The following is a 22,381-nucleotide window of genomic DNA, read 5'->3' on the forward strand; positions in this document are numbered from 1 at the left end:
TTTATGATTCATCCTTAACATATCCCATAATTATCCAAAATATAATTCCAATTAAACTTGGTGTATAGACCAACACAGATTCAAACATACCTATAAACAAAAAACTAAGTACAGCAGAATACAAAACTATGTAATTAAATTTATCTATGTTTTTTCTCAATATTTTGTAGATTCTTATAAGATAGACGACTATAAACGAAACAAACAATACTAATGCCACACTACCATAAGATAATAAAATATCAAGAAAAGTATTATGAGTTCCTCCCTCTTTTACTCCAGATAAAAATCTTATAGTGCTATTATCTAAAACATTTATAGAGTGCGTCTTAGAATATCCAAATAAAATGTTATTTTTAATAATTGTTAAAACTTGCTCCCAAATTTCATATCTTCCATTCAATAACTTAACCAACAAAGTATTGTTAATTAACAAATATATCGAAAATAAACAACACCCTACAAAAAACGTTATAACTATCCACTTCTTTTTAAACGTTATCGCTGTAAACACAAAACAAAATACTAAAAATGCAATAACAGCACTACGTGCACTAACCAAAAACAACATTATAATCGACAATATAACATTAATTATCGCTATCTTCTTAAACAAAATTTCTTTATAATAATTCAAAAATATAAACGAGAATACAATACCAATAAAACAAATTATACCTAAAATATTTTCATTATCGTAAATACCCGTAAAAGATCCATCAAAATGAAATCCATAAACCTTAGTTAAAACAAACCTAACCTTAAATATGTAAAAAATTATACTAAATATATGTGATATAAAACAAACACCCAATATAACTGTGGAGAGTATTTTTAATTTAATATCCTTATTTTTATTAATAACATTAAAAAATATAAAAAATTGAAACATTCCTAATAAAATAAGCTTTATTTCATTTATATACTCACCAAAACTATACGAATTTAAATACATGCTAACAACCGTAGAAAATAAAAACAATATAAATACACAATTATAAAAAGTGAATTCAAACTTGTTTTTGTATACAGAATAAACAAATATCAAAATAAATACTACGTAAAATAAATAATTTAATATACTCACAATATGTGACAATTCACCTATTATACTGACATAAGAAAAATTAAATATCAAATATACCAATGTTATATAAAATTTAACCATATCAAAATCTAATTTAAGTCTGTCCCCTGCTGGCTGTAAATCTTTTGATTCTAATCTTTTAAACACGTTACATACACGTCCTTTAATTTATCTATGATAATACTTTTTTCGAAATTATTTAAGAAATAACTATGTATAGTTGTATAATTATATTTATTAATATTAAGAATCATTTGTACTATAGCTTTAGATAAATTCTCCTTACTGTTTGTATCTACTAATATGCCAACATCATCTATAATAATATCCTCAGCTCCTCCATTTTTTACTCCTATAACTGGTTTCCCACAAGCCAAAGCTTCTATATATACAACACCAAAAGTTTCATACGAAGATGCCAAAATAAACGCATCACATTTATTCATATAAAATGCAACTTCATCTCTACTAAGAATTCCCAAAAGCTTAACATAATTATGCAATTTTTTATCATTAATTTTCTTCTCTAATTCATCTCTTAAATATCCGTCTCCACCTATTTCTAATACAAAATCATATCCTATATCAATTAGATATCCGCAAGAATCTATTAAATTTTCGAACCCTTTACCCCTAACCAAAAAACCTAACGTAAAAAATGTAAATCTAAGATTGCGGTGCATTTCTTTTAAAATTTTAAACTTATTTCCATCAATAAAATTATGTATAACACTTATATCATTTTTTACAAACTTCCCTAACTCTTTTTTCAAAGAATTACTCACACTTACCAATCTGTCTGCACTATTGTACGAGTCATAAATATATTTCAAATAACTTTTCTTAATATTACTTGCATAACTTATACCAGTATGCTCAGTTAAAACATATGGTATATTAAATTTTTCCTTTATATACGGAGCACATATACCTGCCCAAAAACAAGAATGAAAATGAAATACATCTATTTTACCTTTATCAGCAATAACTCTATTTATTAATTTTTCAATCCTCTTGGCAAATACATTAAATCTCATACTACTATGTAATAAATAATTAAAATTTTTGTATCTGTATGTATCTAATCCATCCTCAATATCAAATGTTATCTTTTTACTAAATATTGTCTTAAATTCATCATAACAATATATCGGCAAAATTTCATTATAACAAATAGTAATATTTTCACCATGCTCTTTAAGTGCCTGTGCCTGTTCTTTAAAGAAACTACCTAAAACTTTATTTTTCCTGTTTGAATACCATGACGGTATAACCACAATATGCATAGATAAACTCCGCTAAATATTTAAAAATTTAGATAACCTTGATAAAACCATGCTACTATTAAACTCATCTCTATTAAACTCAATACCTCTATTAAAATTCTTCAAAATATTAACCATAATTTTCGTTATATCTTCACATTTATTAAGACAACAATATACTCCATCTACCTTATTAGATAATTTATACAACGGATCATCATAATCTTCAAGTATTACTAAGATAATCGCATTCGAACCCATATAATCATAAATCTTAGCTGGTATTTGTGAAAATTCTTTATTGCCAAATACAAGAAGTATATCTGCATTAACAATCATATTTATAATTTCAATGTATGAAACACGTGATTTCAATCTTATAATACTTTTATTAACTAATTCCTTTTGATCTACATCATTTATACTTCCAACAAAATTTACATTTAAACTTTCAAACACACCTAAAGAACTTTTTTGTATTAATTTCAATGCTTTAACAAACTCGTTTACATTTCTTACACCTTTGACAATATCGCCAGCATACAATATATTAATTTTATCAAATTCGAATTCAACAGGATAATTTTTTTTGGAATCAGCATATAATTTCTTATCAAATCCTCTATGGATTATCTCCATAGATTTTGGCATTAAGCCATATTCTTCTCTATAATATTCCATATTATTTTCAGTTACAAACAGAAACCTATCACTGTTATTCACTATCTTATTCTCAATTATTTTGTTAAAAATTTTTGGAATAATACCTCTATTTCTTCTACTTATCTCATTGCAATAAGGATCACTAAAGTATGATACAAGTCGCACATTTTTATTATACTTCTTAACTATTTTTTTAATTTTATACGCACAAATCAAACTAGATGGAGGTTCATGCATACCAATAATAATATCAAAATTTATATCACTTAAATATTTTTTAAAATATTTACAAGCATTATTAATCCAAGAAGTATATGGATCGACAATAACAATTTTATTTTTAATCCAAATTAAACGCTTAGATTTCTTATGTGTTTCATTTTCAGAAATCTTTTTTTTAGGTAGCATCTTATTTAATATAAAACTTCCATTGACTCTATGTACAACCACATCTTTATTTACAAACTTGGATAGTTCACTATCATAGTAAATACTATTACTAGGAAAATCTAAAGTTAAAAGATGTATTTTAACTTTCTTGTTACTAGCAAGTAAATTCATATAATAAACAAGCTCTATGCTGGCAGAATTGTTTATATCAACTGAGTAACAAGAAACAAATAAAATATTACTCATTACTACCTTTAAAATGATATTTAAAACTTCGTATCATAAATTTAGGTATGCTAATTAATCGTACTATTCTCACTGGCTCTTTCGATACTCTATAAAGCCACTCCAATCCCAAATTTATCATTATTTTTGGAGCTCTATTAAGCTTTCCAGCATACAAATCAAAACTACCTCCAACTCCCATAAATAATTTGCAATTGAACAAATCTATATATTTATTTATAAAAACATCTTGGCGTGGACTACCCATAGCAACAAGTACAACATGTGGTTCGCTTTTCATTATTCTTTGAGAAACACCATCTGAATCATTCCCAAAATACCCATCATCATATCCAGCAATTTTTATATTAGGATATTTTTTTGATATATTATTAACAGCTAATAATATATTTTCGTTCGTGCTGCCTACAAAATAAATTTTCAATAATTGTTCGTTGCAAATTTTTAAAACTTCATCCATTATATCAATCCCAGCAATCTTAGAAATCCTTATTTTATTTAATATCTTTAAGAGCATCGTTATACCCACACCATCCGGTATAATAATACTATCATCTCTACAAAAATACTTTTTAAGAGAACTATCATTCAATCCATTAAATAAGACCTCCGGATTACCAGAAACTATGTTTAATTTTTGATTTCCATTTGACAATAAATGTTTTCGTATTATATGTACCAAGTCATTTTTACTTCCTGTGTATATTTTGTATCCCGTTAAGTTTGTATACATAATTCAACTTATAAAATTAACTTTTCTAACTCCTTTAAAATTTCATCATTCTTGTTTATTCCACGAGCTATTTCAAAATATTTTTTAACATTCTCCATATCATTCAATTTTAAATAACTCATTATCATATTTGTACAAGATTCTATCGAATTTGTAACTTTAAATACTTTCTCAAAATATCTTATAGCATGAGAATACATTCCAAGAGCTGCATAATTCAATCCCAATTCATTTACGACCTCAACAATATCGCTATCTATTCTCCTAGAATTCTCTAAATAATAAATTGCTTGTTGATGCATATTTAGTTTCCTGTGTGCTACAGCAATATAGTAATATATTAAAGCATCATTTTTAAACATATCAATTAATGGAATTAATTTTTCTAATGCTTCTTTAGGTGAAGAATATATTTTTTCTTTACCATCCTGATAATTTTTGCATGACATTAGATGCTCTTTAAATTCTTTTACTCCTTTCTCATCTTGATCTTTATATTTTCCTATGCTTTCAAGTGCAAGTACATAGTTTCCCTCATCTCTTTCAATCATTGCCTTATATAAATATACCTTATTAAATGTTCTATAATTTTTTATTGCATCATCAATATGAAATTTTAATTCTGAATTAAAAAATTCATCCTTGTCTTTTAAATTTATCAAAACTACTATTAACTTTTCCTTGTACTCATCATTAAAATAAATTTTGCACAATCCCTTTAACATTATGTAAGCTTCAAATAATTCATCTTTTTGAATTAATGAATATATGTACCCCTTATAAAACTCCTGACTATTGTCAAAATTTAATATTATTTCTTCATAGTAATTATTGTATATAAAATTTTCATTTCCCCCGATGCATAAGAGCATTCCTACAAAAAACTTATCCATAGTAAGCTCACTACTCTTAGGATTATTTTTATCTGTTATAAGTTTTAAGTCTACAGGGAAAAGCACATCTTTACCCTGTAACTCTTTATACAAATAAGGACTTATTTTGTCTAAAATTTTCAAATCTTTTAACTCAATAAATATTAAATTCGAAAGTCTTTCATTAATATTATAACCCATGTTTACTCCTAATTTTAATCCATACATTTCTTTATTAAATTTAATACATTTTCTTCAAACTCTTCCATCTTAGCAGATATATCTTCCTTACTATTACTTCTAACGCTCATATAAAATTTAATCTTCGGTTCCGTTCCCGAAGGTCTAGCTGCAAACCAACTTCCATCTCCAAACAAAACTTTCAAAACATTCGATGAAGGTAAATCTATTTTACTTTTTATATTATTTATCACATCTTTTTCCACTCCACATTTATAATCTTGGACCTTAACTGTAATCATATTTTCAATATCAATTCGATCCATCCTTCTCAATTTTTCCAGACAATTAGAGATCTTATCTTGCCCTTCTTTACCACTCAACTCCATAGAAACTAATTTTTCAAGCGAGAAACCATATTTACTATATAAACATTCCAAAGCATCACATAAAGTTTTTCCATTCTTTTTATAATACAACGTCATCTCTGCTATAATATTCGTTGCAATAACAGCATCTTTATCTCTCACAAAATCCCCTAGTAAATATCCATAACTCTCTTCAAATCCAAAAATATATTCTCCGCTATTATCACTTTCAAACTCTTTTATCTTTTCTCCTATATATTTAAAACCAGTTAATACCTCAATTAAATTAACCCCATAACAACTACAAATATTTTTAATAACGTCAGTTGTTACAATAGTTTTAATAATAGTAGATTTGTTATTAAGTTTTCCTTGCTCCTTCAAAGAACACAATATATACTCAGATAATAAAATTCCTATTTGATTACCCGTAAAAAATTTATACTCACCATTTTTATCTCTAGATACAACTCCTACTCTATCGCAATCTGGATCAGTTGCTAAAATCAAATCGCTATTATTTTGATTAGCTAATTTTATAGATAAATCAAACACATCCTCAAGTTCAGGGTTCGGATATGATACAGTAGGAAAATTTCCATCAGGATTACTTTGTTCTTTTACAACTTCAACATTAATATACCCTAATTCATCTAGAACTTTTGTAACTGGAACAAGACCAGATCCATGAAGTGGGGTATACACTATTTTTAATTCTTGGCTATGATTCTTAACCAAATCTTTTCTTATAACCAAGCTTTTAACTTTATCAAAATATTTCCTATCTATTTCTTCCCCTATATACTCAAGTTTAAGTTCATTAATAGCTTCATCTTCTCTTAAAATATTTATATCTTCAAATATGTCAACCTCACATATTTTTTCATAAACTTCATTCGCTAGCTCATCTGTTAATTGACCTCCATCCTCTCCATAAACCTTATAACCATTATATTCCTTAGGATTATGTGAGGCTGTTATAACAACCCCTCCCTTACACTTAAGTTCCCTAAGTGCAAAAGAAAGCATAGGAGTTGGTCTCAAACTTTCATACAAATAAACTTTTATACCATTAGTCGCAAAAATAAGTCCCGCCCTTTTCGCAAACTCACTAGATTTATTTCTTGAATCATATGCTATAGCCACACTTATATCTTGATTCTTATATTTATCTTTCAAAAAATTTGCATACCCTTGTGTAACCTTACCTACTGTGTAAATATTAATCCGATTTATACCAGATCCAATTATACTTCTAAGTCCACCTGTTCCAAATTCTAACTCTTTATAAAATCTATCTTCTAATTCCTTTTCGTCTAAATCATATATTTCTTTTTTATAATCTTCGCTAATATTATTAGATGACAACCACTTATCTGCCAACTTTTTATACAAAATTACCACCTCATCAAGATAACATTAATTAATATCTTGATTATACTACATCCATGGGAATATATAAATATAACAGTACAAACAAGACGATTTGTACTGTTATATAACACAATTAATTAATCCCCGATTCAGTTGGTGGTATAACTTCACTCGAATCATCAACAACATTTTTAGCAAAATTTATCGAAGCTACTACAGATTCTAAACTATCCAATATAGTTATTTCATCTCCTATTTCCATATCAGAAATCCTAACAGCGTGTCCTAACATCTGTTCCTTTATAACCAAATCAATTTTATCCGGTATTTTACTTGCCTTACATCTAACCTTTATGCTACTTTTTTCCTTTTGTATAAATGCACCGTTTTTAGTTGCCACAAATTCATTAATATAATTAACTGGAATTTCTGCATTAATTACTTTATCCCCATTAAAACATTCAAAATCAACATGTAAAATATTATTTGTAATATGACATTTCTGAATTTCCTTGATTATTGCGTTGTATTTCTTACCTTCAACATTTACCTCTACAGTATTATGTTCACACCCATGAGCAATTAATTCTTCCACATCTCTTTTATTTAAAACTATTTTAGTCGATGGAATATCCGTCCCATAAATATTGCCAACAACCTTACCTTCTTTTCTTAATCTTTTAGTTGATCCTTTTGTTGTCCCATTATTAATCATTGCGTTTATCATTTTATCAACTCCCTTTGTCTGTATTATCACACTTTTAAATATTTCTTATACAACTTTTTTAACTTGTAGAAAATTTCTTCAATGTTATTGTAGAAATTATAATTTGTGTTATTATAACCATTAGTAATTGATATTTTGAAAGGATGGTTTAAAACTTTGTATAAACTAGATCAAAACAAAACACCAATTTTCGATTCACTAATGAATTATGTATATAATGACACGGTTCCATTCCACGTTCCTGGACATAAAAAAGGAATTGGTATACCTAATGAATTTAAAAATTTTATTGGACAAAACGCATTTAAGATAGATGTTACAGTATTTAAATCAGTCGATAGTTTGCATCATCCTACATCGTCTATAAAAGAAGCAGAAGAATTAGTCGCAGATGCATATAATTCCGATCATTCATTTTTCTGTATAAACGGAACCACCGTTGCAATACAGGCAATGATAATGTCTTCAGTATCTAATGGCGATAAAATATTAATCCCTAGGAATATCCATAAATCAATAACAGCTGGCATTATTTTAAGCGGTGCAATACCTATATACATGAATCCAGATATTGATGAATTTCTTTCTATTTCACACGGAATATCGTTCAATACAGTAAAAGAATCTCTAGAAAATAATCCTGATGTTAAAGCAGTTTTATTAATAAATCCAACATATTACGGAGTTTCAACTGATATTAAAAAGATCGCTGAACTCGTTCATTCATACAATATTCCATTACTTGTGGATGAAGCTCACGGTCCCCATTTAATTTTTAATGATAAATTGCCAATATGTGCCATGGATGCTGGAGCTGATATATGTGCTCAAAGTACTCACAAGATAACTTCTTCACTAACACAAGGATCATTCCTGCATGTAAAATCAAAATATATCGAATCATCAAGGGTAAGACAAAATTTGAATTTATTACAGACAACATCCCCATCATATATAATACTCGCATCTCTTGACTGTACAAGAAAACAACTTGTATTTTCTGGAAGAGAATTACTAAATCATTCAATTGAACTTGCAAATTATGCAAGAAAAGAAATAAACAAAATAGACTCTTTCTACTGTTTTGGTGAAGAATTAAAGAATGATGAAGGATTTTTCACATTTGATCCAACAAAAATCACAATTAATTGTAGAAAACTTGGAATGAGTGGATACGAACTTGAAAAAATACTTGCATCAAAATATAAGATTCAATTAGAAATGGCTGACGCATACAACGCATTAGCTGTTGGATCTTTCGGAGATACAAAAGAAAATATAGATAAATTAATAAATGCTCTCAAAGACATAAGAACAAATACTGAAAAAACAAAAACAAACACCTTTTCAATAACTGTACCTAAAATTCCTAAACAAATTTATTCTCCAAGAGAAGCGTTTCAAGCAAATAAAACATCAGTTAAACTTAAAGAAAGTGTAGGAAAAATTAGTGGAGAATTTCTACTTGCATATCCTCCTGGAATTCCTGTTCTATGTCCAGGTGAAATAATTACAGACGAGATAATTGAATATATCGAACATATCAAATCTTTAGGCTTATTTGTTCAAGGCACTGAAGACCCTAAAATCGAAAATATCAAAATATTAAATTAAAAAATTAAAAGAGTCACATTTATCAAATGTGACTCTAAATTTTCACTTTCAAACAATCACTTACCCTTAAAACTATTATTTAAAAAATAATTTAAAACTAAAATTTATAACTTAATTTGCAGCTCATCGAGGAGGGTGTAACCACCACAAAATATAACAATTAATAACTGCTATTCCTCTATATATAATTTGCTATTTAAATTTTCTCTTTCTTGCGGCTTCAGATTTTTTCTTTCTCTTAACGCTTGGTTTAACATAATGTTCTCTTTTTTTAACTTCAGACAAAACCCCAGCTCTTGCACACTTTCTCTTAAATCTTTTTAATGCACTTTCCAAAGACTCATTTTCTCCAACTTTTATTTCAGACATATATTTCCCTCCCTCCGCTAGTACAAAATACAAACCTTATACTCATTTTGGGTTAGCGATTTCATCTAGAATTATACAATAAATAGTTTTTTATGTCAATAAAGAAAACTTCAAGTATAAATCAGTTTTCAAAACTATATTAAATGATTTAGGCTATAATTAATTATGTACTTTTTTTAAATTAATTATTACATTTATTAAAATTATTTTTGAGAATTTAAAACATCTATTGGATTAAAATTATATGTTGCAGATGGATTGGAAAATATGAAATAAAATTCTTTAGATCCATCAACAATATATTTCGCAATATTTACACCATCAACGTTTGACATATTCCTCGTCCTTCCGAGTTTTACAATTATATCAAAGAAATTCATACCACTTTTTATTTCAGATAATTGAGATGAAGTTATAGCTCTAATTTTATTCCCTTTAGTTAATAACTCCGAATAAAATAAATTTAAATCAATCTTCTTGAAAATTATATTCATTCCTTTAATTCTATCTAAAAATTCTGTATTGTCAGCAATATTCAAAACTATATTAACCATTCTTTGAGTTGTCTTATCTTTTTGATATAGAGAATTCCAGTAATTGAGTCCATCAGAATCAGCTTCTCTATTAAATAATACCTTATATATTTCACCAATAAATTGTTTATCAGAAAGCTTTCTAGCCTTAAATTCATCTAATTTTATAAATTCATTTATTAAATCTATTGCTCCTTTATCATGTGACGTCAATTGACCTTTCCAGTAATTAAATCCTTCGCTATCATAATTTCTTCCTAAAAGATACTTATATGCATCACTTATAAATTCCTCAAGATCACTTAACTTTTCTGGCTGTACTACGATCTCCTGCTTAAATTTTTTAAATAAAATTCCTAAATTATTTATCTCACTCATAAATTCTTCACTATGAGCCATATCATTAATCAATTTTAATCTTTCACTTTTTGATTCACTATCTCCCAATACAGAAACCCAATAATCAAATCCATCTTGATCAGCTTCTCTATTTAATAACAACTCATAATTTTTATTTATAAATTCCTCATTAGACACATTAAGTTCATCAAACTCAGGCTGATCCAAAATTTGATTTAATAAATCCAAAACACCAATTTCTTCATTTAGTACCTTGTTTATCCAATAATATTTTCCTTCTTCATCAGCCTCTCTATTGAAAATTATTGAATATATATTTTCAACAATTTTATATAAATAATCTTCTTTTGTTTGAGCAAATGATGTGGTCGATCCTAAACATATTGATATTGATAGTAAACTACCAAAAATAATTTTTTTAATATTATTCTTTCTCATATTTAACCCTTTCAAACTTGATGTCTATTAACAAAATGTCGGTGAAAGCTCTTCTCCTCCAACAATATGAAAATGTAAATGTTTTACAGATTGGAAAGCATGTCCTCCACAATTATTTACAACCCTGTATCCTGTTTCTTCTATATTAAGAATCTTAACTATTTTCTTTATTGCCAGAAAAATATTCTCAATATATGAAATATTATTTTCATCAACATCATTTAAACTTTGAATATGTATCTTAGGAATCACAAGCACATGATTAGCTGCAGAAGGGTAAATATCCTCAAATGCAATTACAAAATCATTTTCATAAATTATTTTACACGGAACTTCGCCTTGAATTATTTTACAAAATATACATTCCATATTTATATATCCTCCTATTTTAAATGTTGTCCAATAAGATAATCATCTTTTAAATCAATGATATGTGTTGATACAATTTCCCCTAAATATTCTTTACCAGCATTTAAAACAACTTTTGTATAATTTTTTGTATATCCATAAACTCCACTACCATCTGAAATGGATGTACAATATAATACATCTAATGTTTGTCCTAAGTATTTCTTTTGAAAACCAAACTTGTTTACTTTATTAAGTTCTATAAGCTTTTTGCTTCTTTCATCTTTTATCCGTTCATCAACTTGGTTTTCCATCTCAGCTGCCTTTGTTCCACTTCTTTTGCTATATTTAAACACATGCATATCTTGAAGTTTTATATTTTTCAAAAACTCATATGTTTCATTAAATTCACTATCAGTTTCAGCTGGAAATCCAACTATAATATCAGTTGTTATACTAACATCATTAATTTCTCTTCTAAGATCTTCCACAACTCTCTTATAAAGAGCAACATCATACTTCCGCCTCATTCTCTTTAATACTGAATCACATCCACTCTGGAGTGATAAATGAAAATGTGGCATAAATTTTTTAATTTTGCTGATTCTTACAATAATTTCTGTCGTAAAAAATTCTGGATCAACTGATCCAACTCTAATTCTTTCAAGTCCATCTATCTCATCAAGCAGTTCTATTAAACTAACCAAATTAATATTTTCGCTCAAATCATCACCATAAGAAGTCGAATTAATACCTGTTAATACAACTTCCTTATATCCATTACTTACTAATGATTTAACCTCATCAAAAACTTTACGTGGCTCTTTACTACAAACTCCCCCACGTGCAAACGGAATTATACAATATGTACAAAACTTATTACAACCATCTTGAATTTTTATAAATGCTCTATGTTTATCCTTTAAAGTTTTTATACTTCTATCTTCGAATGTTATATTTCTCAAAATATTATCATCAACTTTTATAACCTGATTCCTAGTTTCCAAAAACAATCGTATGTAATACGCTAATTGGCTCTTAAACCTATTGCCCAAAATAATATTTACATCTTTTATATTGGATACTTCATCTTTAGAAACCTGCGGATAACAACCAACCATGGCAATAATCGCATTTGGATTAATTTTTTTACATTTAGCTATAAACTGTCTTGATTTTTTATCGCTTGTATTGGTAACTGTACAAGTATTAATACAATACACATCTGCAAATTCATCATAAGAAACAACTTCAAAATTATCTTCTTTCAATGCAGAAATCATAATTTCTGTATCATAAATATTAACTCTACAACCTAGTGTAGAAATTGCAACTTTCATTTCTTATTCCTCTTAAATTTCAATTTATCTATCACCAAATTCATATTTTAATATAGATGAAATAAATACCGTGGCTGTTTCTGTCCTTAATATATTCTGACCCAAACCAACAGATATACCACCTAAACTTCTTACAAAATCAACTTCACATTCTTCAAAACCACCTTCAGGTCCTATAAATACACAAACATTTTTAATCTCATCCATATCAAAACTACTTATAACCTCTTTTAAATTAAATTCTTCTTTTTCATATGGAATCAATATCAAATCAAACTTTTTTATTTCATCCTGATCTACATCTATAAGCTTAATTGGAAATTTTATTGTTGGAATTGTAGAAATTCCACACTGCTTGCAAGCTTCTTTAGAAATTTTATTTAATCTATCCCATTTAAACTTACTTATATCGATTTTAGCATTAACCCTATTGGTTACTATAGGCACTATTTCCTGAATACCGATTTCTGTGAGTTTCTGTACAATGAATTCAAGCTTATCAAATTTGGGATATCCCTGGAATATTGTTATATTAACTCTGCTTTTATTTGTAATATCTATTCTATTTAATAATTTTACCTTACAAATTTTCGAACTCGTATCTACTATCTCTGCTTCAAAACTTTGATCATTAAAATTGCTTATTATAAACCTATCACCAAGCTTCAATCGCAGCACTTTCAAAATATGTTTTGCTTCCTGTTGATCAATCGATAAAATTTCATTACCTTCTGTAAATTCAAAATCTGTAAAAAATTTACGCATTTTTAAATACCCCACCTATAGATTATACCATATTACCTTTGATTTTTACAGCAAAAGCACACCAACCATTTTCCATAATTTCATCTATAATTTCCATATTATATTTATCTAAATTATTTTTAATGAGGTTAACCTTATCTTCAATTATACCTGATATAATAAAAACCCCGTCTTTATCCATTACTTTTGTAACATCCGGTATCAAATCACAAATTATTTCTGCAATAATATTTGCAACTACAATATTCCCCTTCTCACTCATGTTATCTAAAAGATTTCCCTCAATCACTTCAATATTTGAAATATCATTTAACTTAACATTGTAATTTGCAGCACTAACAGAAACTTTATCTAAATCAATCGCAACAACTTTGCGTGCATTTAATTTAGCTGCCAAGATTCCAAGAATACCAGATCCAGTACCAACATCATAAACAAAATAACCATCTTTCATATATTTACACATCATTTGGATACACAGCTTAGTCGTTTCATGAGTACCAGTTCCAAAAGCCATACCTGGATCTATATTTATCAAAATTTCATTATCTAATTTTTCATAATTTTCCCACTCAGGTTTAATAACAACTTTATTATCAATTTTAAAAGTATGATAATATTTTTTCCAATTATTAGCCCAATCTTCCTCAATAACTTCTTGAGTTTCAAAAGAGAACTCTATGTTTTCATATTGAATCATCGATTTTATAATATTTAAAAATTCAGCAACATTTTCTCTCTCACTTATGTAATATTTAACTGTACAAATTTCTTTTCCATCTACAAGGATCTCATCTTCATTAAAATAAGTATCCAAATTCAAACTATTTTCTTCATATAAATATCTTGGATCTTCAACATACAATTCAAATCTTCCAAGCTTATAAAAAATATTCTCAATCTTTTCTAGATTCTGTATATTAACTTTAATTTTAATTTCCAAATAACTGTTATCCATTATTTCCTCCAACACAAAACATTATTTTTAAAATTATAACACCTAAATTAAATAAATTTCCATTACATAAATAAAACTTTGAAATATAAACTGTGGTATAATTAAAGTGTAAATAATTTTGGGAGATATATGATGTATGACATTTATACGGCTGTGATACAAACTGGTCTTAATAAAGACCGAAAAATCCTAAACCTTAATGATGAAGTAATTTTACTTAAAGAACCTGAAAACATTTATGATACGGAAGCTATAATCTGCGTTGTTCCTGCATTCGGAAAAATAGGATATGTTATAAACAATTTTAAAACTTTACCTAAAGGATGTTTTAGCAGTGGTAGAATATATGACATATTTAAAATTGGAATTTTTGCAGAAGTAAAATTTATAATAAATGATATTTCTATATTAAAATTGAATTTAGAAAGCAGAAACGTTTTAAATGATATTTACAAATCATCTTCTCTATCAAATTTAATATAAAAATAATTAGAGCCACTTTTTTAGTTAGACTTAAAAGTGGCTTTGATATCTTAAACAACTAAAATATTATTACTTTTTAATTCCACAGGATAATCTGGATTAAACTCTATACTTTTTTCACCAATATGTATAGTTTTGAACTTTATATTATTAAGATCCTTCCTGAATTCAATAAATTTTTTCTTGAACAATTCAATATTTTTAACCTCAAACTTCCTCTTTTCTTTATTGATTTTCATATTTCTTATGAATCTACCTATTTTTTTATCAAGCTTCCTTATATATTTAGAAAGTTGCTTTTCTACACTCAAAACGCTATTTTTTATCAACTCATTAACATTTTTAAATATTTCTTCTTTAATATTTTCAAAGGCTTCCTTAATTTTACCTAAAAAATTATCTTTAAACTCTGTAATATCAACAGAATAAATAATCTTCTCTCTTATCCGTGTACTTTTCAATTTTTTTATGTAAAAATATAGTAAACCTATACCCGCTCCGAAAGTTGCCCCTATAGCTGTTTCTAATACGGAAAGATTTTTCCCAAGTATTCCACCAACAGCACTTCCCGCAACACTTGTAGCTGCCATTCCTAAACTAAAAGTTGAAGTGTTAAATTCATCACATTCTTTAACTTTACTTTGGGTTTCCATTATATTTAATTCATTAAAATCAATATTACTCATACAAATATCATCAAAATTATAAATTTGAAATTTGAATTTTATGTGTTCATTCACATATTTATTGAACTCATCTCCAATTTTCCTAAAAGCTTCATTTAAATTTTTATTTATCTCTATCTGAGTATTAAAAAATTCATTATAAATATGATCATTTACTTTATTTAAAGTAACATTCAAACTTTCCTTAATGTTGTTTTCTATTACATTAATCTTATATAACAAATCATCTTTGTTATCAAATTCCAAAATATTTTTCACAGGCAACATTTCATTCACAATATTATCTAAATATTGCGACATTTCATCAAGTTTATCATTAATACTATCTTTTAAGATATTAAGAGAAATTTTAGGTATATTGATAACTTCAATAAATTCTTTTTTCAAATTATGTAATCTACGTTTAACATTTTCAATTTTAGCAAAGGAAATATTATATTTATTGTTTATTAAAGCTATATCGTTATCAATACTATTTATTATATCATTATTAAGCTCAATAATTTTTTCAATTCCAACTTCCAAACTCTCCTCAGCAAAAGTTGAAAATATACAATTCAAAATTTCATCTTCTACTATTTCAATTCTACTTTCTTTCAATAATTTATCACAATACTCATGTGGTTCAAGTTTAAATTGTCTAAGACATCCATTTATCTCTATACTTTCTGTATACTTTGATCCATAAAATTTGTCAATCTCATCTAAAATTTCCTTTGATGCGAAATTATTTTTAACAATTCTAGCTAAAAGTGCCTGTCTTGCAGAAATGTAATTAATATTCGGATTTTTAATTGCAGGTATATATTCCATAATCATATTTCTAGCTTTTTCAATACAATCGTCTATACTTTCATCCTTACTATTAAGTAAATCGATCTTGTTGATAATAAAAAATATCTTATTTTTATCACGTTCTATTAACTTTTCATTACTAGAAATTAATTTCAAAATTTTACCGTTTATATCTGACATGAAATTTTGATAATCCAACACAATAATAAGAGCATCAGAATCTCTAAGTTCCTTAAAAGAAATTTTCTTAACATGCTCAGTATTAAAATTGCTTGTGGAAATTTCATCCAATCCCGGAGTATCTAATAATATAAATTTCTTTATTACGTCCCCGTACTTAGAACCCTCTATACCGCTTATAGGTGTATGTACCAAATACTTTTCTATATTAAAATGGGTGTTATTTTTTCTAACATTTTTTATGTCATTATGAAACATTTGCTCCAAACTAAATCCCTTATTGGATATTATATTTTCAGAGCTACCGTCCTTAAATTGTTTTTTTACATAATTACAACATTCGTTTGAATGAAAAATTTCTATAGATGAAACTGTACATGGTGCATTTTGATTTGGAAGCAAATCTCTCCCAATAAAAGCATTTAACATTGTAGATTTACCAGATTTTATAGCTCCAACAACAGCGACTTTAAAAGTTTTTTGTGTTAAAATATATTTTATATTGTTTAGTGAAGTGCCAAACTCATCATTATCAATTAATTCTTTGTTAGAACTTAACTCTAAACTAATATCATCAATTAAAGAAATAGCCTTCTGATATTTATCAATATACAAAACTAATTTCACCTCAAAAATGGAATATTTTTACAATTATTATAATATATTTAATCCATTTTTAAAATATATTTTTTATTTTTATTTGGAGGATACTATGAAACCATTAGCTGATAAAGTTAGACCTGAAAAAATTGAAGATTTTGTTGGCCAACCACACTTAATAGGAAAAAATAAAATTATAAGCAGCATTATCAAATCAAAAAAAATACCAAACATGATAATGTATGGTCCACCTGGAACTGGTAAAACTTCTCTAGCGAACATTCTCTCTAAACATTGTAATAAATCATTTTATAAAATAAATGGCACAATGACAAACACCGATGAAATAAAACAAATAGTAAATAATGCTTGTAGCATTTCAGATCATAACGGTATTATTTTATTTATAGATGAAATTCATTTCCTTTCAAAAAAACAACAACAAATTATTTTAAAATTCATTGAAAATGGATACGTAAACTTAATAGGAAGTACTACTGAAAATATTAATTTTTCAATTGTTGATTCAATCATTAGTAGATGTATTCTAATTAAATTCGAACCATTAACTAACTTTGATATCGAAAATAAATTAATAAATGTTATTAATGAAAATTTTAAAAATTATGATTTCAGGAAGGATAGTATAGAATACATCTCATATATCTCTAATGGCGATCTCAGAAAAGCACTAAATATTTTAGAATTATGCCTAATTACATTTGAACCAAACACAACCATAACTACAAATGAAATAGAATCACTCTCCCAATCTCCAATAAATCTAAGTATTAAAAATCAAGACAACCTCTATAACAGTTTAAGCTATCTCCAAAAATCAATAAGAGGATCAGATCCAGACGCATCACTAATAGCTCTATCCCTATTAATAAATTCTGGGGATTTAAATTCCATCTGTAGAAGATTACTCGTAATAGCATCAGAAGATATAGGTTTGGCATATCCCCAAGCCATATCTATTGTTAAATCATGTGTTGACTCTGCACTAATGCTTGGATTTCCTGAAGCAAGAATACCTCTTTCACAAGCAACAATACTATTAGCTACATCACCAAAATCGAACACATCATATTTGGCTATAAACAAAGCTCTAGAGGATATACAAAGAAAACAAATAGAAATTCCAACGCATTTATGTTCAAATTACTCAAATAATAAAATAAATATCAAATCAGAATACATATATCCCCATAATTATCCTAATAATTACGTCAAACAAGAATATATTCCAACCAACCTTAAAGGAAGAGTCTATTATAAATATGGTAATAATAAGTTTGAACAATCAATTAAAGATTTTTGGCAAAAAATAAAATAAGTAGCCTAATAGGCTACTTATTAAAATGAGAAAAATTTCTTAAAACCCTTCTTCTTATTCTCTTGTTTCTTCTCAGAAAAATACTCTTTATTCCCTGCATAAGTTTCCTTAAGCATTTCAACTGCTTGTCGTTGACTCTCGTTATGAATACTAGGTATATCTACTATTATATTAACATGATGTTCTCCTCTAAAGTTTGAATTAACCTTATGAACACCCTTACCTTTTAAAACTTGAACAGTCCCTGACTGAGTTCCTTCCTTAATATTAATCTTATATTCACCATCTAGTGTTTCAATAACACTCTCACCACCAAGTATAGCAAGCCAAATAGGTATATGATGATCAGTAAAAACATCATTTCCCTTACGTTTAAACTTATTGCTATTCATTACATTTATCGTAATATATAAATCTCCAGAAGGTGCTCCAAGATCTCCTACTTCTCCCTCACCTCTCATAGAAATTACTTGACCAGTATCGATTCCCCTGGGTATATCAATAGTTATCTTTTTCTCAGCATTAACTTTTCCATTACCTCTACAATTAACGCACGGATTCAAATTTATCTTACCCGCACCAGAACATTTTGAACAAGTAGTCATAGATACCATACTTCCAAATGGAGTATTCCTTTGAACTTTTATTTGTCCACTTCCATGACACTTATCACATGTAGTTTTATCAGTTCCTGCCTTACTTCCTGTTCCGGAACACACACCACATCTATCTTTACGCTTTATAAATATATCTTTAGTGCATCCAAAAACCGCTTCATCAAAAGTTAATGTTAATCTATATTCTAAGTCTTCTCCAGGCTTAGGCCCCCTCTTAGTTTTGCCTCCACCAAATCCTCCAGTGAAAAAACTAGAGAATATATCTCCTAAATCAAAATCCATATCAAATCCTTCGAATCCACCACTTGAAGAAGATCCATAGCTAGCTCCTTTTGTATAGGCATCATGTCCTACCCTATCATAACTAGCTCTTTTATTGGCATCACTTAAAACTTGATATGCTTCATTTATTTCTTTAAATTTCTTTTCGGCTTCAGCATTACCCTTATTTCTATCTGGATGATACTTTATGGCTTGCTTTTTAAAAGCACTCTTTATTTCTGAATCTGAAGCATTACTATTAACTCCTAAAATTTCATAGTAATTCTTATTAGACATAAATCACCTCAATTTATTGACCAAAATTATAACAACAAAATATAATTATTAATTATTATCTTCTACCTTATAGTCTTTAGCTTCATATGTTTGTTGATTTTCAGAATTTTCTGTTCCTGCAGCATTTGGATCTTGCTGATACATTTTACTTGATAACGCATAAAATGCCTGAGTTAATTCTTCCTGATTCTTTTTAATCAATTCTAAATCTTCGCCTTTTAAAGCATCTTTCAATAAATTTAATTTTGATTCTATATCTGTCTTTTCTTCATCGCTTATTTTTTCACTTAATTCTTTTAATGAATTTTCAATCTGATAAACAGAACTTTCAGCGTTATTCCTAACTTCTATTGATTCCTTACGTTTTTTATCTTCTTCAGCATACTTTTCTGCTTCTTTAACTGCTTTATCAATTTCATCATCACTTAAGTTAGTAGTAGCAGTTATTGTTATATCTGCTTTCTTACCTGACGCTTTATCCATAGCACTTACTTTAACGATACCATTTGCATCAATATCATAAGTAACTTCTATTTGTGGAACCCCTCTTGGTGCTGGTGGTATTCCAGCTAGAGTAAACCTTCCTAAGGTTTTATTATCTGCAGCCATCTGTCTTTCACCTTGAACAATGTGTATTTCAACTGATGTTTGATTATCTGCAGCAGTAGAGAAAACCTGACTCTTTGTTATAGGTATCGTAGTATTCCTTTCAATAATAACTGTAGACACTCCTCCTAAAGTCTCAATTCCCAAACTAAGAGGTGTAACATCTAATAATAACAAATTAGAATTCTCATAATCACCAGCTAATATTCCCCCTTGTATAGCTGCTCCAACAGCTACACATTCGTCAGGATTAACCCCTTTTGACGGTTCTTTACCTGTAAAATTTTTTACGGCATCTTGTATAGCTGGAATTCTAGTAGATCCTCCAACTAAAACAACCTTATTTATATCACTAATTTGTAATCCAGCATCTTGTAATGCTTTCTTCATTGGCTCTAAAGTTCTATTTACAAGATCTAAAGTTATTTCATTAAATTTAGATCTTGATAATTGTAAATCAATATGTTTAGGTCCTGAAGAATCAGCTGTTATAAATGGTAAATTTATATTAGTTTGTTGCGAAGATGAAAGCTCAATCTTTGCTTTTTCAGCAGCCTCTTTTAATCTTTGAAGTGCCATTTTATCATTTCTTAGATCTATACCATTATTAGACTTAAAATCTTCTGCTATAAAATCCATTATTTTTTGGTCGAAATCATCACCACCTAAAAATGTATCTCCATTAGTTGCAAGGACTTCGAATACTCCATCACCTAACTCTAATATAGATACATCAAATGTACCTCCACCTAAATCATATACCAATATTTTTTCTTGAGTTGAAGTTTTATCAATACCATAAGCAAGAGAAGCTGCAGTTGGTTCATTTATAATACGCAACACTTCTAAACCAGCTATTTTACCAGCATCCTTTGTTGCCTGTCTTTGACTATCATTAAAATAAGCTGGAACCGTTATAACTGCTTGAGTAACTTTTTCACCTAAATATGCTTCAGCATCTAATTTAATTTTTTGGAGAATCATTGAAGATATTTCCTGTGGTGAATATTTCTTACCATCTATATCAACTTTATAATCTGTCCCCATATGCCTTTTAATAGATATAATTGTTTTATCAGGATTTGTAATTGCTTGTCGTTTAGCAACCTGACCTACTAATCTTTCTCCTCCATTTTGAAATGAAACTACTGATGGTGTAGTTCTACCTCCTTCAGAGTTAGGAATTACAACTGGTTCTCCACCTTCCATTACGGCAACACATGAATTAGTTGTTCCTAAATCAATACCTATAACCTTTCCCATAATAAACCTCCAAATTAAATTTATTTTTTATTTGTTAATTGGCAACTTTAACCATACTATGTCTTATAATTTTATCATTTATCATATATCCTTTTTGCAATACTTCTACTATAGTATTTTTTTCTAAATTTTCATCATTTACATGAATCACAGCTTCATGAATATTTGGATCAAATCCAGATTCACAACTTATTTCTTTAACATTCATCTTATCTAAAACATTGTTAAATAATTTAATTACCATACTAATTCCTTGTTTAAATGAATCCATATCATAACTGGAAGAATTGGCTCTTTCCAAATTATCTAATATAGGTAAAACCTCAAATATTACATCTGCACAAGAATTATTATATATTTCACTCTTTTCTCTTACACTTCTCTTTCTAAAATTATCATACTCTGCACTAATTCTCAACATCTTATCTTTTAAAGAATCTATCTGTGATTTCAACTCTTCATTTTCTTTTTCTAATTCTTGAATTTTATCTACAATATTGTTCTGAGATTCGTCCTCTAAATTTTGTTTTAAATCTTCTTCTACATTCTTTTCTTCTACATTTTCTTCAGAAGTTACATTATTTTCATCCGTCATGTTTAATAACACCTCCATAATATTAGATT

The 22,381-nt window shown here is 27.6% G+C and carries 20 protein-coding genes; 3 read left to right on the plus strand and 17 right to left on the minus strand.

Annotated elements, in window-relative coordinates:
• Position 1: 1 nt before the first annotated feature.
• The 7 genes from RATSFB_RS04175 to RATSFB_RS04205 form a co-directional block, all read right to left on the minus strand.
• A complete protein-coding gene (locus RATSFB_RS04175; RefSeq protein WP_044035547.1) occupies positions 2–1,234 on the minus strand; it encodes an O-antigen ligase family protein in 1,233 nt (410 codons plus the stop codon).
• Positions 1,219–2,373 (minus strand): glycosyltransferase, encoded by a 1,155-nt coding sequence (locus RATSFB_RS04180; RefSeq protein WP_014094800.1) that lies wholly within the window; start codon positions 2,371–2,373, stop codon positions 1,219–1,221. Before RATSFB_RS04180 ends, RATSFB_RS04175 begins: the two co-directional genes overlap by 16 nt.
• Before the next feature lie 12 nt (positions 2,374–2,385).
• Positions 2,386–3,651, minus strand: coding sequence for a glycosyltransferase (locus RATSFB_RS04185; RefSeq protein ID WP_014094801.1), 1,266 nt, complete (start codon positions 3,649–3,651; stop codon positions 2,386–2,388).
• Positions 3,644–4,384, minus strand: coding sequence for a WecB/TagA/CpsF family glycosyltransferase (locus RATSFB_RS04190; protein ID WP_014094802.1), 741 nt, complete (start codon positions 4,382–4,384; stop codon positions 3,644–3,646). Before RATSFB_RS04190 ends, RATSFB_RS04185 begins: the two co-directional genes overlap by 8 nt.
• A gap of 8 nt (positions 4,385–4,392) precedes the next feature.
• Positions 4,393–5,484, minus strand: coding sequence for a tetratricopeptide repeat protein (locus RATSFB_RS04195; RefSeq protein ID WP_242821381.1), 1,092 nt, complete (start codon positions 5,482–5,484; stop codon positions 4,393–4,395).
• Positions 5,472–7,199, minus strand: coding sequence for a phospho-sugar mutase (locus RATSFB_RS04200; RefSeq protein ID WP_083832993.1), 1,728 nt, complete (start codon positions 7,197–7,199; stop codon positions 5,472–5,474). Before RATSFB_RS04200 ends, RATSFB_RS04195 begins: the two co-directional genes overlap by 13 nt.
• 112 nt (positions 7,200–7,311) lie before the next feature.
• Positions 7,312–7,905 (minus strand): 50S ribosomal protein L25, encoded by a 594-nt coding sequence (locus RATSFB_RS04205; RefSeq protein WP_014094805.1) that lies wholly within the window; start codon positions 7,903–7,905, stop codon positions 7,312–7,314.
• Positions 7,906–8,061: 156 nt separating this feature from the next.
• On the opposite strand from RATSFB_RS04205, the gene RATSFB_RS04210 reads away from it, so the two are divergent.
• Positions 8,062–9,519: an aminotransferase class I/II-fold pyridoxal phosphate-dependent enzyme gene (locus tag RATSFB_RS04210; protein ID WP_014094806.1), complete on the plus strand. Its 1,458-nt coding sequence runs from the start codon at positions 8,062–8,064 to the stop codon at positions 9,517–9,519.
• A 192-nt stretch (positions 9,520–9,711) separates the two neighbouring features.
• Here RATSFB_RS04210 and rpsU read toward each other — a convergent pair whose 3' ends face one another.
• The 6 genes from rpsU to prmA form a co-directional block, all read right to left on the minus strand.
• The gene (gene rpsU, locus RATSFB_RS04215; protein WP_005805980.1) at positions 9,712–9,888 is read right to left on the minus strand and encodes a 30S ribosomal protein S21; all 177 of its coding nucleotides are present in this window, start codon (positions 9,886–9,888) and stop codon (positions 9,712–9,714) included.
• A 203-nt stretch (positions 9,889–10,091) separates the two neighbouring features.
• Positions 10,092–11,219, minus strand: coding sequence for a DUF4214 domain-containing protein (locus RATSFB_RS04220; protein WP_014094808.1), 1,128 nt, complete (start codon positions 11,217–11,219; stop codon positions 10,092–10,094).
• Positions 11,220–11,246: 27 nt separating this feature from the next.
• On the minus strand, positions 11,247–11,588 hold the full coding sequence (locus RATSFB_RS04225) for a histidine triad nucleotide-binding protein (RefSeq protein WP_014094809.1): 342 nt from the start codon (positions 11,586–11,588) through the stop codon (positions 11,247–11,249).
• A gap of 14 nt (positions 11,589–11,602) precedes the next feature.
• Positions 11,603–12,907, minus strand: coding sequence for a tRNA (N(6)-L-threonylcarbamoyladenosine(37)-C(2))-methylthiotransferase MtaB (gene mtaB / locus RATSFB_RS04230; RefSeq protein WP_014094810.1), 1,305 nt, complete (start codon positions 12,905–12,907; stop codon positions 11,603–11,605).
• A 24-nt stretch (positions 12,908–12,931) separates the two neighbouring features.
• Positions 12,932–13,672 carry an RsmE family RNA methyltransferase gene (locus RATSFB_RS04235; protein WP_014094811.1) on the minus strand — a complete coding sequence of 247 codons (741 nt, stop codon included), beginning with the start codon at positions 13,670–13,672 and terminating at the stop codon, positions 12,932–12,934.
• Between the two features lie 22 nt (positions 13,673–13,694).
• Positions 13,695–14,630 carry a 50S ribosomal protein L11 methyltransferase gene (gene prmA / locus RATSFB_RS04240; RefSeq protein WP_014094812.1) on the minus strand — a complete coding sequence of 312 codons (936 nt, stop codon included), beginning with the start codon at positions 14,628–14,630 and terminating at the stop codon, positions 13,695–13,697.
• A gap of 132 nt (positions 14,631–14,762) precedes the next feature.
• Between prmA and RATSFB_RS04245 the strand changes: the two genes are divergently transcribed.
• Positions 14,763–15,113 (plus strand): hypothetical protein, encoded by a 351-nt coding sequence (locus RATSFB_RS04245; RefSeq protein ID WP_014094813.1) that lies wholly within the window; start codon positions 14,763–14,765, stop codon positions 15,111–15,113.
• A 50-nt stretch (positions 15,114–15,163) separates the two neighbouring features.
• Here RATSFB_RS04245 and RATSFB_RS04250 read toward each other — a convergent pair whose 3' ends face one another.
• On the minus strand, positions 15,164–17,389 hold the full coding sequence (locus tag RATSFB_RS04250) for a dynamin family protein (RefSeq protein ID WP_044035548.1): 2,226 nt from the start codon (positions 17,387–17,389) through the stop codon (positions 15,164–15,166).
• Between the two features lie 97 nt (positions 17,390–17,486).
• On the opposite strand from RATSFB_RS04250, the gene RATSFB_RS04255 reads away from it, so the two are divergent.
• Complete coding sequence (locus RATSFB_RS04255; protein ID WP_014094815.1) at positions 17,487–18,713, plus strand: replication-associated recombination protein A; 1,227 nt, start codon at positions 17,487–17,489, stop codon at positions 18,711–18,713.
• 20 nt (positions 18,714–18,733) lie between these two features.
• Here the strand turns inward: RATSFB_RS04255 and dnaJ are convergent, their stop codons facing one another.
• The 3 genes from dnaJ to grpE are packed head-to-tail and all read right to left on the minus strand — an operon-like array spanning position 18,734 to position 22,370.
• Positions 18,734–19,888 (minus strand): molecular chaperone DnaJ, encoded by a 1,155-nt coding sequence (gene dnaJ, locus RATSFB_RS04260; RefSeq protein ID WP_014094816.1) that lies wholly within the window; start codon positions 19,886–19,888, stop codon positions 18,734–18,736.
• Positions 19,889–19,936: 48 nt separating this feature from the next.
• On the minus strand, positions 19,937–21,757 hold the full coding sequence (gene dnaK / locus RATSFB_RS04265; protein ID WP_014094817.1) for a molecular chaperone DnaK: 1,821 nt from the start codon (positions 21,755–21,757) through the stop codon (positions 19,937–19,939).
• A 34-nt stretch (positions 21,758–21,791) separates the two neighbouring features.
• Positions 21,792–22,370: a nucleotide exchange factor GrpE gene (grpE, locus tag RATSFB_RS04270; protein ID WP_242821382.1), complete on the minus strand. Its 579-nt coding sequence runs from the start codon at positions 22,368–22,370 to the stop codon at positions 21,792–21,794.
• Positions 22,371–22,381: the final 11 nt, after the last annotated feature.

This window comes from Candidatus Arthromitus sp. SFB-rat-Yit (assembly GCF_000283555.1).
GTDB lineage: Bacteria > Bacillota > Clostridia > Clostridiales > Clostridiaceae > Dwaynesavagella.

Excerpts from the sequence above, each read along its gene's own strand:
- grpE (WP_242821382.1), bottom strand. The coding sequence starts at position 22,370 with ATGGAGGTGTTATTAAACATGACGGATGAAAATAATGTAACTTCTGAA.
- dnaJ (WP_014094816.1), bottom strand. The coding sequence starts at position 19,888 with ATGTCTAATAAGAATTACTATGAAATTTTAGGAGTTAATAGTAATGCT.
- RATSFB_RS04185 (WP_014094801.1), bottom strand. The coding sequence starts at position 3,651 with ATGAGTAATATTTTATTTGTTTCTTGTTACTCAGTTGATATAAACAAT.
- RATSFB_RS04235 (WP_014094811.1), bottom strand. The coding sequence starts at position 13,672 with ATGCGTAAATTTTTTACAGATTTTGAATTTACAGAAGGTAATGAAATT.
- dnaK (WP_014094817.1), bottom strand. The coding sequence starts at position 21,757 with ATGGGAAAGGTTATAGGTATTGATTTAGGAACAACTAATTCATGTGTT.
- prmA (WP_014094812.1), bottom strand. The coding sequence starts at position 14,630 with ATGGATAACAGTTATTTGGAAATTAAAATTAAAGTTAATATACAGAAT.
- RATSFB_RS04190 (WP_014094802.1), bottom strand. The coding sequence starts at position 4,384 with ATGTATACAAACTTAACGGGATACAAAATATACACAGGAAGTAAAAAT.
- RATSFB_RS04245 (WP_014094813.1), top strand. The coding sequence starts at position 14,763 with ATGTATGACATTTATACGGCTGTGATACAAACTGGTCTTAATAAAGAC.
- RATSFB_RS04220 (WP_014094808.1), bottom strand. The coding sequence starts at position 11,219 with ATGAGAAAGAATAATATTAAAAAAATTATTTTTGGTAGTTTACTATCA.
- RATSFB_RS04255 (WP_014094815.1), top strand. The coding sequence starts at position 17,487 with ATGAAACCATTAGCTGATAAAGTTAGACCTGAAAAAATTGAAGATTTT.
- RATSFB_RS04205 (WP_014094805.1), bottom strand. The coding sequence starts at position 7,905 with ATGATAAACGCAATGATTAATAATGGGACAACAAAAGGATCAACTAAA.
- mtaB (WP_014094810.1), bottom strand. The coding sequence starts at position 12,907 with ATGAAAGTTGCAATTTCTACACTAGGTTGTAGAGTTAATATTTATGAT.
- RATSFB_RS04225 (WP_014094809.1), bottom strand. The coding sequence starts at position 11,588 with ATGGAATGTATATTTTGTAAAATAATTCAAGGCGAAGTTCCGTGTAAA.
- rpsU (WP_005805980.1), bottom strand. The coding sequence starts at position 9,888 with ATGTCTGAAATAAAAGTTGGAGAAAATGAGTCTTTGGAAAGTGCATTA.
- RATSFB_RS04195 (WP_242821381.1), bottom strand. The coding sequence starts at position 5,484 with ATGTATGGATTAAAATTAGGAGTAAACATGGGTTATAATATTAATGAA.
- RATSFB_RS04180 (WP_014094800.1), bottom strand. The coding sequence starts at position 2,373 with ATGCATATTGTGGTTATACCGTCATGGTATTCAAACAGGAAAAATAAA.